Source organism: Pseudomonas gorinensis (assembly GCF_042015035.1).
In the GTDB taxonomy this organism is placed as follows: domain Bacteria; phylum Pseudomonadota; class Gammaproteobacteria; order Pseudomonadales; family Pseudomonadaceae; genus Aquipseudomonas; species Aquipseudomonas gorinensis.
The window spans coordinates 2720589-2735239 of the sequence record NZ_CP167125.1; the positions used below are offsets into that span (position 1 = coordinate 2720589).

13 protein-coding genes are annotated in these 14651 nt (G+C 60.0%); 7 read left to right on the forward strand and 6 right to left on the reverse strand.

Annotated elements, in window-relative coordinates:
- Positions 1 to 86: 86 nt before the first annotated feature.
- From AB7933_RS12575 to AB7933_RS12585, 3 genes are all read right to left on the reverse strand, one after another.
- Entirely contained in the window at positions 87 to 821 is a 735-nt protein-coding gene (locus tag AB7933_RS12575) for an EthD domain-containing protein (protein WP_024074566.1), read from the reverse strand.
- A 330-nt stretch (positions 822 to 1151) separates the two neighbouring features.
- Complete coding sequence (locus AB7933_RS12580; RefSeq protein ID WP_024074567.1) at positions 1152 to 2078, reverse strand: 2-hydroxyacid dehydrogenase; 927 nt, start codon at positions 2076 to 2078, stop codon at positions 1152 to 1154.
- Positions 2079 to 2185: 107 nt separating this feature from the next.
- On the reverse strand, positions 2186 to 3265 hold the full coding sequence (locus tag AB7933_RS12585; protein ID WP_024074568.1) for a tartrate dehydrogenase: 1080 nt from the start codon (positions 3263 to 3265) through the stop codon (positions 2186 to 2188).
- 107 nt (positions 3266 to 3372) lie between these two features.
- Here AB7933_RS12585 and AB7933_RS12590 point away from each other — a divergent pair, with 107 nt between their 5' ends.
- The 3 genes from AB7933_RS12590 to AB7933_RS12600 all read left to right on the forward strand — a co-directional run bounded on the left by AB7933_RS12590 (position 3373) and on the right by AB7933_RS12600 (position 7305).
- Positions 3373 to 4284 (forward strand): LysR family transcriptional regulator, encoded by a 912-nt coding sequence (locus AB7933_RS12590; RefSeq protein ID WP_024074569.1) that lies wholly within the window; start codon positions 3373 to 3375, stop codon positions 4282 to 4284.
- Between the two features lie 228 nt (positions 4285 to 4512).
- Positions 4513 to 5562, forward strand: a complete 1050-nt coding sequence (locus AB7933_RS12595) for an ABC transporter substrate-binding protein (protein ID WP_024074570.1) — start codon at positions 4513 to 4515, stop codon at positions 5560 to 5562.
- Positions 5563 to 5571: 9 nt separating this feature from the next.
- The gene (locus AB7933_RS12600) at positions 5572 to 7305 is read left to right on the forward strand and encodes a GMC family oxidoreductase (RefSeq protein WP_024074571.1); all 1734 of its coding nucleotides are present in this window, start codon (positions 5572 to 5574) and stop codon (positions 7303 to 7305) included.
- A 37-nt stretch (positions 7306 to 7342) separates the two neighbouring features.
- Here AB7933_RS12600 and AB7933_RS12605 read toward each other — a convergent pair whose 3' ends face one another.
- A complete protein-coding gene (locus AB7933_RS12605) occupies positions 7343 to 8770 on the reverse strand; it encodes an aldehyde dehydrogenase family protein (protein WP_024074572.1) in 1428 nt (475 codons plus the stop codon).
- Positions 8771 to 8909: 139 nt separating this feature from the next.
- Here AB7933_RS12605 and AB7933_RS12610 point away from each other — a divergent pair, with 139 nt between their 5' ends.
- From AB7933_RS12610 to AB7933_RS12625, 4 genes are all read left to right on the forward strand, one after another.
- Positions 8910 to 9857: a LysR family transcriptional regulator gene (locus AB7933_RS12610; protein ID WP_024074573.1), complete on the forward strand. Its 948-nt coding sequence runs from the start codon at positions 8910 to 8912 to the stop codon at positions 9855 to 9857.
- Between the two features lie 142 nt (positions 9858 to 9999).
- Entirely contained in the window at positions 10000 to 10704 is a 705-nt protein-coding gene (locus AB7933_RS12615; protein WP_024074574.1) for an HAD-IA family hydrolase, read from the forward strand.
- A 60-nt stretch (positions 10705 to 10764) separates the two neighbouring features.
- Positions 10765 to 12048 carry an NAD(P)/FAD-dependent oxidoreductase gene (locus tag AB7933_RS12620; protein WP_024074575.1) on the forward strand — a complete coding sequence of 428 codons (1284 nt, stop codon included), beginning with the start codon at positions 10765 to 10767 and terminating at the stop codon, positions 12046 to 12048.
- Positions 12049 to 12062: 14 nt separating this feature from the next.
- The gene (locus AB7933_RS12625; protein ID WP_024074576.1) at positions 12063 to 12773 is read left to right on the forward strand and encodes a cupin domain-containing protein; all 711 of its coding nucleotides are present in this window, start codon (positions 12063 to 12065) and stop codon (positions 12771 to 12773) included.
- 661 nt (positions 12774 to 13434) lie between these two features.
- Here AB7933_RS12625 and AB7933_RS12630 read toward each other — a convergent pair.
- Together AB7933_RS12630 and AB7933_RS12635 are read right to left on the reverse strand one after the other, a co-directional pair.
- On the reverse strand, positions 13435 to 13926 hold the full coding sequence (locus AB7933_RS12630) for an Lrp/AsnC family transcriptional regulator (RefSeq protein ID WP_024074578.1): 492 nt from the start codon (positions 13924 to 13926) through the stop codon (positions 13435 to 13437).
- Positions 13927 to 13964: 38 nt separating this feature from the next.
- Positions 13965 to 14651, reverse strand: a complete 687-nt coding sequence (locus AB7933_RS12635) for a hypothetical protein (RefSeq protein ID WP_024074579.1) — start codon at positions 14649 to 14651, stop codon at positions 13965 to 13967.

The following is a 14651-nucleotide window of genomic DNA, read 5'->3' on the forward strand; positions in this document are numbered from 1 at the left end:
GTCTATGGTGCGCGGCACAGGACGCGGACTCAGCGGCTTGAGTCCGCGTTGACGCGCGGTTGAGCACAGTTCCGTTGATTAAGTGTTTACCGGTTCAGGCCCATAATCACCACCTCTTTGACATATACGAAAAAAGACTCCGCTGACACCACAATCCCTTCGTCAGAAAGCTGTTGGAACAGTGCGCGCTGATACTGACGAAAACTGGAAAGAGCGCTTTCATTTTCAAACCACATGCTGCAAGCGCCTTCATATACCGTTATGTCGGGTCCGAAATAGGCGGTTACCCTGTCACCTTCGGGCAGGTATCTGGAACGAACATGTCGGCGGAGTGCACTTTGAAAGTCTGGGTGTCGGCTGATGATTGCCTCGTGCGCCGAATCCCATGCGCTGAAAAACGAATCCAAAGACACCGTTGGATTCTTTTTCAAAAAAATCATCACTTTGCTGTGGAGGGACCCTGCACTTGCAGGGACGGTTTCGACTTCATCCATCAACTGAGCGGCCTGGTTAGACAGGTCCGCGAAGTTTTTTGCATCAGGCCCTACGGTTTGTTGGGTATAGGGATCGCTGAACGTGTGAATCAAACCCGGCATATCATCAAAAAATAACTCCGTGATGGAGTCTCGGTGAAAATTTCTTGTATAGGTCACATCGGAGTCCATTCCGAACGCGCCGTCGATGATATGGTTTTGTACGTATCGTTTGACACTCAATGGTTTGGCTCGAGCGATTTTTCCGTGCTGATGCTCTATATATTCCAAAAACTCAGCATGGGTCATTCCAGGTTTTCGGCGTACGGCGGCTAGCATTTTAATCATGAGAGCTCTCGCGTTTATTGGACTGATTTTAAATGAATGTAGTGTCCTGAATATTTAATGCATATTTGTTATGCGCGATGTTCGGGCGTTACTTTATTCAGCAATAAAATATATAACCAGAACGGACTGGCGAACCAATCAGCGTTTCCGCTAGGAGGTATCGCGCAATAGCATGCTTGACGAGCCTTGGGTGGGTGGTGGCGCGCATTTCCATCGGCTCGGTGGCGAGCCAAATGGCATCGATGCGGATCACTGGAGCCGCTCGCGGACACCGTCGGCCTTAGTGCTGGAGTTCAGAAGGTGACTTGGCCGGACGTACTGTGCGGAGCCTCAGTAGCCATGATCGCGCTTGATCAAGCCTTGCATGGGCTTGCCGACCTGATGACGCCTGATATTGGCCAGCAATACCTCGAACGCGCTCTGCGGTGCCGTCATTGCGCCAACGTGCGGCGTCAGCCAGACATGTGGGTGCTGCCAGAACCGATGATCCGGCGATGGCGGTTCTTCGTTGAGCACGTCGAGAATGGCGTGGCTCAGTTGTCCGCTATCCAGCGCTTGAAGTAGATCGTCTTCCTTGAGATGACCGCCCCGGCCCAGGTTGATCAGGCTGGCACCCTTTGGCAGTGCGGCCAGCGTCCTCGCGTTTAGTATGTCGCGAGTGTCGTCGGTCAGTGGCAGTAGGCAGATCAGAATGTCGCACTGGCTGAGAAAGGACTCGAGCTGGTCGTCGCCGGCATGGCATTGCACACCGTCGATACTCTTCTGCGAGCGCGCCCAGCCATGCAACTGGAAGTTGAACGCACGCAGGCTCTGCAGCACCGCAACGCCCAGATTACCCAGGCCCATGACGCCGATCCGACGTTGCGCTGCCGGGGTCAGGAAGTGGTCTTGCCAGCGCCCGGCCTGTTGTTGATGCAGGTACAGAGGGATCTGTCGGTGCAGGCTCAACACGGCGAAGCAGGCGTACTCGACGATGCCTTGGGCAATGCCGGGGTCGAGCATGCGGACGACCTTGATAGGCTCTGGCAGCTCGCCGAGGTCGAATTGATCGACTCCCGCCGAGGTGGCGAAGATCACTTGCAGGTTCGGGAAGCGTTCATGCAGCTGTCGTGGCGGTTGCCAGGCGGCAAAGTAGCGTACTTGCGACGGGTCGCCAATGTCCGGCCAGAAGCGCACGTCGATGTCCGGCGCGTGTGTTTCGAACAGCGATTTCCAGGCGCGGCCACGGGCCTCGTCGACTTTGAATAGCAGGGTCATGGTGTCTCTCGCAAGCGCTGGCAAGGTGTTCAGACGATGCCAAAGTCACACGCAACAATCTCCCGTATCACGGGCCGTGAACGGAAGATTGCGCGTTATTTGCCGGTTCAGACCGCAGCGGCGATGGCCTTGCCCAAGGCTTCGGTGTTGCCCTTGCCGCCAATATCGGCCGTCAATGGTGCATTATCCGGCCCCATCGCCAGTACGGTTTCGATGGCAGCCAGCACCGCTGCGCCCGCCTGCGGGTGGCCCAGATGTTCGAGCATCATCGCGCCACACCAGATCTGTCCGATCGGGTTGGCGATGCCTTTGCCGGCGATGTCCGGCGCCGAGCCGTGCACCGGCTCGAACAGGCTCGGGAAGTTACGCTCCGGGTTGATGTTGGCTGACGGCGCAATACCGATGGTGCCTGTGCAGGCGGGGCCGAGATCGGAAAGGATGTCACCGAACAGATTGCTGGCGACCACCACATCGAACCAGTCCGGATGCAGGACGAAGTTCGCGGTGAGGATGTCGATGTGGTACTTGTCGACCTTTACCTCAGGAAATTTCTTGCCCATCTCGACGACGCGCTCATCCCAGTACGGCATGGTGATCGCGATGCCGTTGGACTTGGTGGCGGAGGTGAGGTGTTTCTTCGGGCGGCTCCGGGCCAGGTCGTAGGCGAACTTGAGAATGCGGTCGACGCCGACGCGGGTCATGACGGTCTCCTGTAAGACGATTTCCCGGTCGGTGCCGGGAAACATCTTGCCGCCGACGCTGGAGTATTCGCCTTCGGTGTTTTCCCGTACGACCCAGAAGTCGATGTCGCCGGGCGCGCGATTGGCCAGCGGCGCCTTTACCCCCGGCATCAGGCGGCACGGGCGCAGGTTGACGTATTGGTCGAACTCACGACGGAACTGCAGCAGCGAATCCCACAGGGAAATGTGATCAGGCACGACGTCTGGCCAGCCCACCGCACCGAAATAGATCGCGTCGTAGTCTTTGAGAATGTCGAACCAGTCGTCGGGCATCATTTTGCCGTGGGCCAGGTAGTAATCGGCGCTGGCGAAATCGAACCAGTCCCATTGCAGTTCCAGGTCGTGTTTGGTCGCCACGGCGTCGAGTACGCGCACGCCTTCGGGCATGACTTCCTTGCCGATGCCGTCGCCGGGGATCACCGCGATTTTGTACTGGGCTTTGCTCATGGGTTCGACTCCTGGGATTGATGTGGACTGATTGCCAGTGTATGCAGTGGCCCTGTATTAATAATTAGCCTTGAGCGAAAGCCATTCTTAGTTTTAAGGAAAGAATCATGGCGATGATCGATGACTTGAGTTTCTTCCAGCAGGTGGCGACACGCGGCAGTCTCACCGAAGTGGCGCGGCACCTCGGCCTGTCGTTGCCAGCGGTGAGCAAACGCCTGAGCCAGCTTGAAGCGCGTCTGGGCGTGCAGTTGCTGCAGCGCACCACCCGACGACTGTCGCTGACTCCGGAAGGGACCTTGTACCTGGAAGGAGGACGGCCGATCCTGCGGCAACTGGAAGAGCTGGAGAGTGCGCTCAATCGCCGACAGCCGACGTTGCAGGGACGCTTGCGGATCAACGGCACCCTGGGTTTCGGTCGACAACACCTGGCACCGGTGGTCTCCAGCTTCGCCCGATTGCACCCGGAGTTGGAGCTTTCCCTGGAGTTGTCCAGCCAGCCTTCGAGCTTGCTGGATGACCAGTTCGACATGAGCGTGTGCATGGGCGAGCCACCCGATTCGCGACTGATCGCTATGCGCCTGCTGGAAAACCCGCGCATTCTCTGCGCTTCTCCGCAATACCTTGAAGCTATGCCTGCTCTGTCAGGGGTGGAGGATCTGGTCCGGCATAACTGCATCGTGCTGCGTCAGTTCGGCAGTGATTACGCGATCTGGCGTTTCAGCAAGGATGGCCAGGATTACTCGCACAAGGTCAGCGGAACGCTGTCGAGCAACGATGGAGAAGTCGCGTTACGCCTGGCCCTGGACGGGCATGGACTGATCCTGCGTTCTCGCTGGAATGTTCAGGATCACCTTGAAAGCGGGCGCCTGCGGGCGGTTCTGAGCGATTACCAGGCGCCCAGGGCCGATATCTTCGTGGTCTATCAGCATCGCCGGCATACTCCGCAACGCATCTCGGTGTTCGCCCGTTACCTCGCGCAGGAGCTGGCCAGACGCTTGCCGTTCGCGGCGCTCACGTAGGCGAGTGGCCCGCGCGAACGAGGGCAGGTGCCTGTAGAAATAAGCATGATCTGAGGTTATGACATCTCTGACTATTCGTGCATTGCCCTCTGCTGTCATGCTCTTGTAACGTCGAAATGTCCCGCTCGGTCGAACAATAAAATCAAACCTGAGCAAAGCACGTGGGTGCAGGGTGTTCAGTCGAGGTTTTAACGCTGCCGAATTAATCTACGTCCAGGATGATTTGCCATGAAAACCTTGTCTGTTGCTCAAGCGTTCGGTTCCGTCATTTCCCTGTTGAGTCTTTCGGTGGCGTGCGCGATGCCCGCCGTGGCCGCGGAAATCACCTTTGTCTCCCAAGGCGGTGCTTACCAGGAGGCCCAGACCAAGGCCATTCTGGATCCGGCAGCCAAACTGCTGAACATTACCATCAAGCAGGACAGCGCCCCCGACGCCTGGCCGATGGTCAAGGCCCAGGGCGAAGCGAAAAAACCGGTCTGGGATGTGATCGATACACCACCCTCCAACTGCCTGCGCGGTGGCAAGGAAGGGCTTATCGAACCGCTGGACCTGAGCAAGCTGCCGAACGTACAGAACATGCCGGCGGCCTACCGCACTCCATATTCGGTGGCCTACGAGTTCTATTCGTCGGTCATTGGCTACAACAAGAAAAACCTGAAGAAAGTGCCGCAGACCTGGGCCGAATTCTGGGACGTGAAGAACTTCCCCGGCGTGCGTGCCTTGCGTAACGATCCGATGAGCACCCTGGAGGCGGCGCTGCTGTCTGACGGCGTGCCCCGTGACAAGCTTTACCCGCTGGATGTCGACCGCGCCTACAAGCGTCTCGAGCAGATCAAGCCGAACATTGCCGTGTGGTGGACCTCGGGTGGTCAGTCGGCGCAACTGCTCGCCGATGGCGAAGTCGACATGCTGATGATCTGGAACGGTCGAGCCAGCGCCGTGCAAAAGAGTAATCCGGACGTGGCCTTCACCTACAACGACGGCCTGCTGCAAAACACCCAGTTGTGCATCCTGAAAAATGCCCCCAACTATGCGGCGGCTGTGAAGTTCCTCAACGAAGCGGTATCGCCTGAATTGCAAGCCAACCTGCCGCTCTACATTGACTACGGTCCAGGTAACCCGGCGGCGTTCGCCACGGGGAAAATTACCCCCGAGCGGGCCAAGGAACTGCCAAGCTCGCCGGATAACGCGGCCAGGCAAGCGCTGATGTCGGAAGAGTGGTGGGCCTCCGCTGAAGGGATTGCCGCCAAGGATCGCTGGCTCAAATTCGTTCAGTAAGGTGTCGGCATGATCGATTATTTGATTCTGGGCGGTGGTTCGGCCGGCTGCGTGCTGGCCGCCCGGCTCTCGGAGGACCCCGACAAACAGGTGTGTCTGATCGAGGCGGGGCGCGATATTTCCCTGCACACGATGCCCGCCGAGATACGTAGCCGTTACCCGGGGCGCGCCTATCTGGATGCCAGCAATATCTGGCAGCGCCTGACCGCGTTGATGGGCCAGCGTGCCGGTGCCACCCGGCGCTATGAGCAGGCGCGGATCCTCGGTGGGGGCTCGGCGATCAACGCCCTGATGACCAACCGTGGTGCGCCCGCCGACTATGACGAATGGCAGGCGCTGGGGGCCGAAGGTTGGAGCTGGAACACCTGCCTGCCGTACTTTCGCAAGCTGGAAAACGACACCGACTTTTGCGGGCCACAGGACCAGGCGCTGCATGGCCGCGACGGCCCGGTCAGGATCCGGCGTACGCCATCGGAGCGCCTTTCGCCTTTCGTCAAAGGTGTGATGAAGGTCCTGGGCGGGCGTGGCCTCGAGCACAAGGCCGATCAGAATGGGCTCTGGGAGGAGGGCGTGTTCGTGGGTGCCATTGGCGTCAGCGAGCAGGGCGAGCGAATCCCGACATCGGTGTGTTATCTGACCGATGAGGTGCGCAAACGCCAGAACCTGACCCTGCGCACCCGCTGCGTGGTGGATCGGGTGTTGATTGAGGCCGGTCGGGCGACAGGCGCCAGGATTATCGACAGTCATGGCGTCGTCGAGTCCTTGCGGGCGCGTGAAGTCATCGTCTGTGCCGGTGCGATCCACAGCCCTGCGGTGTTGCTACGCAGTGGGATTGGTCCGGCGGACGACCTGACTTCTCTGGGCATTGCCCCGGTGGTGGACCGGCCAGGGGTGGGGGCCAACCTGATGGAGCATCCTTCGATTGCGGTGTCTGCGCTGCTCAATCGCGAAGGCCGCACGGCGTTTCCCGAAGAGCACCATGAGCAGGCCATCGTGCGTTTTTCATCCGGGCTGGATGACACGGTGCCGTGTGATATGCATGGCGCAATCCTTTCTCGATCAGGCTGGCATTCGATCGGTTATCGACTGGGCACGATGTTTTTCTGGGTCAACAAATCCTATTCCCGTGGTCATCTGCGCCTGACATCCAGCGATCCCCATGAGGAACCGCACGTACGCTTCGACATGCTCAGCGATGGCCGCGACCTCGAACGTCTGAAGCAGGCATTGCGCTTCGGCGCCCAGACCTTGTCGGCGCCCGCCTTGAACCGGGAATGCAGTGTGGTGTTTCCATCGAGTTACTCACCACGAGTGGCCAGGGTCGCAATGCCGGGCTGGTTCAATGCACTGCAACGCGGCGCCTTGAGCGTGTTGCTGGATATCGCCGGGCCGTTGCGGGGCTTGCTGATTCAGGGCCTGGTGACTCAGGGGGTCACCCTGAAAAAGCTGCTCGCCGATGACCAGGCCCTGACCGAGTTCGTGCAGCGCAATGTCGGTGGCACCTGGCACCCGTCAGGCACTTGCCGCATGGGGCGCGCCGATGATCCGCTGGCAGTCACCACCGGTGATGGCCGCGTGATCGGTGTCGCCGGGTTGCGGGTGTGTGACGCTTCGCTGATGCCTTCGATTCCCTGCGCCAATACCAACGTCCCGACCCTGATGATCACCGAGCGCATGGCCGATCTGATCAAGGCTGAGGCAAAAATGTCAGGCAGTGTGGCCACGGTGGCGGCTCGACTGTAGCCATCACCTGGCCGGCGAGCCTGTCAGGGCGGGGGCATCAAGCTCCCCAACCGACAATTCCCTTCACTTCCAGAAACGCCTCCAGCCCCCATTCGGCGTACTCACGGCCGTTGCCCGATTGCTTGTAGCCACCAAACGGCGCGCCGGAATCCCAACTCGGATAGTTGATGTACACACTGCCGGCACGCATTTGCAGGGCAACGTCGCGGGCCCGCGCCTGGTCCGTCGATTGAACGTAAGCCGCCAGCCCGAACACGCTGTCGTTAGCCATGCGGACTGCGTGCGCTTCATCCTCGTAGGCCTGGATGACCAGCACCGGTCCGAAAATTTCTTCGCGGGCGATGGTCATATCCTGGGTGACCTGGGCGAAGATCGTCGGCTGTACGTAGTAACCCTGGGGCAGGTGATCGGGGCGACCTGGACCGCCGCACACCAGTTGTGCACCTTCGTCGATGCCGATGGCAAGCATTCGCTGGATGCTGTCGTATTGGCGTTGACTGATCACCGGGCCCATGGTCGTGGCGTCCTTATCGGGCGCGCCAACGATATGTTTTTGCGCGGCGCGACGGGCGATGTCCACGGCCTGGTCGTGCAGCGCGACGGGCACCAGCATGCGCGTAGGCGCATTGCAGGATTGCCCGCTATTGCCAAAGCAACTGTCTACACCGTTGGTCACTGCCGCTTGCAGGTCGACATCGTCGAGCAAGATGTTGGCCGATTTTCCGCCCAATTCCTGATGCACACGCTTGACGGTCGGTGCGGCCAGGCGCGCGATTTCCGTCCCTGCGCGGGTCGAACCGGTAAACGAAACCATGTCCACGTGTGGGTGTGCAGACAGGGCAGCACCCACCGTCGGGCCGTCGCCGTTGATCAGGTTGAAAACGCCCGCCGGCACGCCGGCCTCATGCATGACCTCAGCGAACAGCAAGGCATTGATCGGTGCGATTTCACTCGGCTTGAGGACCATGGTGCAGCCGGCGGCGAGGGCCGGCGCGACCTTGCAGACGATCTGATTGATCGGCCAGTTCCAGGGTGTGATCAGCGCCACCACACCCACAGGCTCGTGGGTAATCAATGTGGTGCCACGGGATTTCTGGAACTCGAACGTGTCGAGGGTGCGCAGCAGTTGCTCCAGGTGACGTTTGCCGATCCCGGCTTGCCAGGCGTGGGACAAGGCTTTCGGGGCACCGACTTCCTGGACGATGGCGTCAGCGATTTCATCGTAGCGCGCCATGAAGACATCCAGAATCCGTTGCAGCAGTTGTTTGCGCTGCGCGGGTGACGTGCGCGAGAACCCTGGAAAAGCGCGCCGGGCGGCCATGACGGCAGACTCGACATCGTTCAGGTCTCCCATGGCGATTTCGCAGAATGCCTGCTCGGTGGCAGGGTTGATCACGGGCAGGCGATCGAAGCTGTGAGGCTCTACCCAGCGGCCATCGATGTAAAACTTCAAGGTGTTTTTCATAGCAGGGAAGGGTCTCGTGAGGGAGAGGAGTGCCGCGCCGAATATCCGTGGGTCGCCTTACGCAGCCGCTCACCAGAATAGGCGGGGTATTTTGTTCGGGACAATTTACTAATAGTTGTGCCAGGCATAAACTCAGGTCATGTCTAATCTACGTCGCAAGGTTCCCAGTTCCAGCTCATTGTTCGTCTTCGAGGCGGCCGCTCGATGTGGCAGCTTCACCCGGGCGGCGGATGAACTGTGCGTCAGCCAACCGGCCGTGAGTCGCATGTTGTCGCGCCTGGAAGAGCACCTTGGCGTGCAGCTTTTCGAGCGTGTTCATGGTGGGGCGAGGCTGACGGAAAGCGGCAGCATTTTGTACCGTCGCGTGCAGGAAGGCTTCAGTACCATCGAGTCGGCAATCAGTGAAATCGAGGCACGGGCGACGGGCATCGAGACCGTGACGCTGTCGGTGTCGACGGCGTTCACCACCCATTGGCTGATGCCGCGCATGAGTCGTTTCAGCCAGCGATTCCCCACTGTCGACATGCGCTATCAATTGATGTCCGGTAGGATCGGCGGCCCCTTGGTGGACGTCGATCTGGGCATGCGTTACCTCGAGGCGGGCAGCCTGAAGGCCACGGATACACTGGTTATTCCAGAAATTACCCTGCCTGTGTGCAACGCCCAGTACCTGGCGGATGTCGTTCAGGGCAAGGCTAAAAAACAGGTGCCGACGCTGATCAGCATGGACAACCAGGACCGCGGCTGGGCCGCCGCTTTTGAAACGCCGGGACGCGCCGACAACGCGCTGGTGTTCTCCGATTATGCCGTGGTGGTACAGGCCGCCTTGTTGGGCCAGGGCATGGCGCTGGGATGGTTGAACGTGGTGTCGAACTCCTTATGCAAAGGCGAGCTGGTGCCGGCGACGGACTCTTTTCGGGTCAACTCCCGGCGTTGCTGCCTGGTCGTTCCGGCCAATCGTCCAGTGCGCCCGATCGTGGAAAGCGTGCGTGACTGGATCATCGAGGAGATGCGTGAGGACATGCTCAGGATCGACGCGCTTTACCCTCATCTGGGGCTGCTTGCCGCCCTGGAATCGAGCCATTGAGCACAGGTGCGGCACGTCGAGTAAAAAAACAGTAGGTTATGCCTCAGGGGTAGGGCAAAACAAAATATTTCGCGAGAATGCGGGCAGATAATGGGCCTGTCCAGTCAGCTTCACCCTTACGACTTTTCTTGCGGAGCGCCCTATGTCTTTCAAGCAGTTCAAAGCCCTGACGTTCGACGTTGTCGGTACCCTGATCGATTTCGAAGCCGGAATCCTGGCCCATGTACGCGAAGTCGCGGGTGAAGCGGGCAAGGCCCGCAGCGACGACGACATCCTCAAAGCTTATCGCGAGGCCCGTGCCTCGACTGATTCGGGCTGGTGGCCGGATGACCTGGAGCGTTGCTACCACGTCATCGCGTCCAAGTTGGGGCTGCCGGACAACGACGACTATGCCAAGGGCCTGGCGCAGGCGGTGAAGAACTTCCCGGCCTTCCCTGATTCTGTCGAAGCGCTCAAGCGCCTGCGCAAGCACTTCAAGCTGGTGGCCACCACCAACTCGCAGATCTGGGCGCTGAACTACATGGCCGAAACCCTCGACCAGCCGTTCGACGTACGGGTCACCGTCGACGATGTGCGCTTCGAGAAACCCGATCCGCAGTTCTTTGCCTACACCCGTGGTGTGCTGGCGACCCAGGGCATTCTGTTCGAGAACATCCTGCACGTTGCCCAGAGTCAGTACCACGACATCGGCGTGGCCATGCGCCTGGGTTATCAGACCTGCTGGATCGAGCGTCGTTTTGCCCAGAAAGGCACCGGCGGCACCCTCGAATCGGAACGCACCGAGCCGCATTACCACTTCACTTCGCTGGCGCAATTGGCCGACGCGGTCGAGAAAGAGCTGGGTTGATCCCCTCGGCGCTTGGGCCTTGGCCGTGAGCGCCAATCCTTATTGAGTCGAGAGGCTGGCATGACTGTTCAGAGCTTATGGGCGGCCACCGCCCAACCGGCACCTGCGCTGCAATCCCTGGAAGGCGAGCGGCAGTGCGACGTGGTGATCATTGGTGCGGGTTACACCGGCCTCTCGGCAGCCCATCACATTGCCCGCAGTGGTCGCGAGCCCCTCATCGTCGAGGCCAATACCCTGGCCTGGGGCGCGAGCGGACGTAACGGCGGTGTGGTGTCACCGAAGTTCCGGGTGGGCTTTCCCACGCTCATGGCGCGCTTTGGTCGTGACACTGCGTTGCAGATGTACCACACCGGTTATGCCGCGGTGGACAGCCTGGTGGAGATGGTTGAAACCCTTGGCCTGACCGGGGCCGAGCTGCATCTGGGCGGGCACATCGCGGCGGCGCACAATGTCCACGCGCTGGGCGCGCTGGAGTCGACCGCGAACTGGATCAAGCGTGAAACCGGCGGTACGTCATCACGGATGATCTCGGCCGACCAGGTGCGGGAAATGACCGGCTCGACGATCTTCGCCGGCGGCCTGCTGACCCCCAATGCCGGCGGTATCCACCCTTTGAACTACGCGCGCGGCATGGCCCGCCACTTGGCCGGCCATAGCGTGAAAATGTTCATCAACAGCCCGGCCGAGCAGGTCCGTCGCGAAGGCGATCGGGTGATCGTGCAGACGCCGCAAGGGCGGGTCAGTGCCAAGCAAGTGATCTACGCTACCAATGGTTATTCCGACCAGACCCGCGCCACCGATACGCTGCACCGACGCTTGATTCCTTTCCGCAGCGCGATCATCGCCACTGAGTCACTGCCACCGCACATCCTTGCCACAATCATGCCGGGTGGGCAGGTGTGTGGTGACACCAAGCGCATGTTGCGCTGGTTCCGCGTTATCGGTGATCGCTTGATTTTTGGTGGGCGGGGAGCGTTCGGCAAAGGCGATTCACAAAGCGCCTTCGATGCTTTGCAGCGCAGCATGGGCGACGTTTTCCCGATCCTGCGCGACCAGCCTATTGCTTATCGCTGGTCGGGCCTGGTGGCCATGACCTTGGATTATCTTCCCCATGCCGGCCAGCTCGATGAACGCAGCTACTACGCCATTGGCTACAACGGTGGCGGGGTCGCGATGTCGACCTGGATGGGCAAGCAACTGGCCGCCATGACGGCGGGCGAGAAGGTCGAGCTCGGTTTGCTCGCGGGCGAGCATTTCAACCCCATTCCTCTGCATGCCTTCCGCGCGCCGGGCGTTCGCCTGGCGGCGGGCTGGCAGCAATTTCTAGACATCATCGGCCGATGAGCGAGCGTTAAGGTATGCCACCGATTCTGCATTACTCCCACCCCTACACTGATCGTCAATTGCCCTGCGCCGCATTCGCCCTGCAGGGCGATCCGCTGGCGGCCGGGCGAGTCATCAACTTCCACGACCCCGTGCAGGGCTATGCCGCAGGCAGTAGTGTCAGCACCGGTGCGAACCTGTTGATCGAGGCGTTTCCCTGGGTTGAACTGGGTGTGGTTGAAGCCGGAGAACTGCGTTTGCAGGGTGAGGGTTTTGACCTGCAACTGACGGCAGGGGATTGCTTCGTCGTGCCTCGTGGACTCCGTGTGCGTTGGCACCATCACGGGCAATTGCGCCGGCTGTTCATGGTGTTTCCGGGGCTTTCAGCCTCCACGCAAATGCCCCGCCTTCCGATCAGGATCGACCTGTCCCAGGCGCTTGCACCGGCGAGTCCGCCGGCAGCCAGTGTGCTGTTGACCGCGACGCCCAAGGCCTGGAGCGAAACCCTGTTCAGCGCCGGCAACCTGCGTGTCGGGCTGTGGCAATGCGAGGCGTACGCGCGCAAGCAGGTCGAGCCGGGTTACAGCGAGCTGATGTTTATCCTTGAAGGCTCGGTGACGTTGCGGGCTGAACAGGGCGACAGCCATCATGTGCGGGCGGGAGAAACGGTGATCGTGCCCCAGGGCGCCACCAATGCGTGGGTCAGCGAAGAGACCGTACGCAAGGTGTTCTGCATCTTGTCGTGAGTTCGGCAAAGGGCCGGCAGGATCCATCCGACCTGCAGCGGTGCGCTGGCCAACGATATGCATGGGTATCTACACAACTTTGGCATGGCCCTGAACCTGTGGCGAGGGAGCTTGCTCCCGTGACTGCTCGGGGGGCGACGGCTATCTAACGGATGCACCGCGACCTAAATGTGGGAGCGGGCGGTGCGACGATTCGACTTGCCCCCGATGGCGGGCTTTGGGCCGACCATTTTTTTGGATTGGATCAGGTACATATCCATTGCTGCGGTAACGGCAACTTAGGGTTCCGCTCTTACAGCGGGTCACTTTTGGAAAAGAGCCCGGGATGCCGGCCCAGCCAAAAGTAACCAAAAGGGCTCTTGCCCCACCACTCGGCACCTCGCCCAGGCTCGGTGTGCCCGCAATCCGACAGTGATTTGGGGGGCCGCCGCCACGCGCCATCCATGGCGCGGGGCGGCTAAACCGGCATCCCTGCCGGTTTACCCCCCAAATCACTGTCGAATTGCGGCCAGCGTGGTTTAACGGGGCGCCTGAGATCAAGATCAAGATCTAAAGCAAGATCAAGAGCGGCTCGCTTCGCATCGTGGTTAGCGTTGGTTGCTACACAGTTGTGTAGATACCCATGCAACGATATGGCCAGCCGCACCGCTGCAGGTTTTTTTTAGACCGCCCGAACCAGGCTGCGCAACGGCACGGTGCTCTTGACCACCGGCGATTTGATCACGATGTAGCTGAAGTACTTCTCGATGCCGATTTCCTTGTCGAGGATCGATTCCATCAGCTCCTGATAGTGCTGGATGCTGCTGCACAGGAAGCGCACCAGGTAGTCGTAGCCGCCGCTGATCAAGTGGCACTCGAGCACTTCGTCGATGTTGCGGATGCTCGATTCGAACTTCACGAAGTCGGCACGCTTGTGATCCGAGAGGGTCATTTCGGTGAACACGGTCACCGAGTTGGCGAACTTGGCCAGATTGACGTGGGCTTCATAGCCGCTGATGTACCCGGCGGCCTCCAGGCGTTTGACACGTTGCAGGCAAGGGCTGGGCGACAGTCCAACGGCTTCGGCGAGGCTGACGTTGGTCATGCGCCCGTCCTTCTGCAATTGGACCAGGATGTTGATGTCGATACGGTCGAGCTTGGTTGCAGCGTCCATTGATCAGTCCTCGCAATGTCAAATCAGGGCCGTCGTACTCAGGTGTGCAATGCCTTTTGATGGGCATGGGCCAAGTCAGCGAGGCTGGCGTATTCACAGCGCTTGCCGTCCATTGCCTGAGGCGAATGGTTCCACGGCTGGTCATGGCCGCGCCGTAGTGTGCAAACCGGAAAATCCACCCGCTCGTTCCACGGGTCATCGCTTTCCGTGCTGCGCACCGGTAATAGTTCCGATCGCTCCAGCCCCAGGCGATGCAACTCGCTCTCCAGGCTGTTGTGCCAATCCTCGTCGCTGGGTTCAATGATCGCATCGAATTCGACCGGCAAGCGACGGGCCAGGGCAAGTACATCGATACCCTGGGGTGGGGCAATCAGTATCAAACGGTAGAACTTGCCCAGGTACTGGAGGGCACCGGGGGCGTCTTCGAAAATCGGCCACCAGGATGAAGAGCTACTGAATGCCACACTTTCATCCCAGCCCGGAATGGTTTGCAAATGTTGCGCCACACGATGGTAGAGCTGGCCGTGGAAAGCCGCTGCGCTGATCTGCGGTGCACGGCTGGCAAGCTCTTGCGCCACCTGTCGGTAAGTACTGAGTAGCTGCGCATCACTGGCGCTGGATTCACTTTGCACTGCCAGCGGTCGCAGGCCTTCGAGGATGCCCCGTTCGCGGTCAACCAACGTGCTGAATGACAAGCCCAACGCCTTGTATTGGGTGACTCTCAT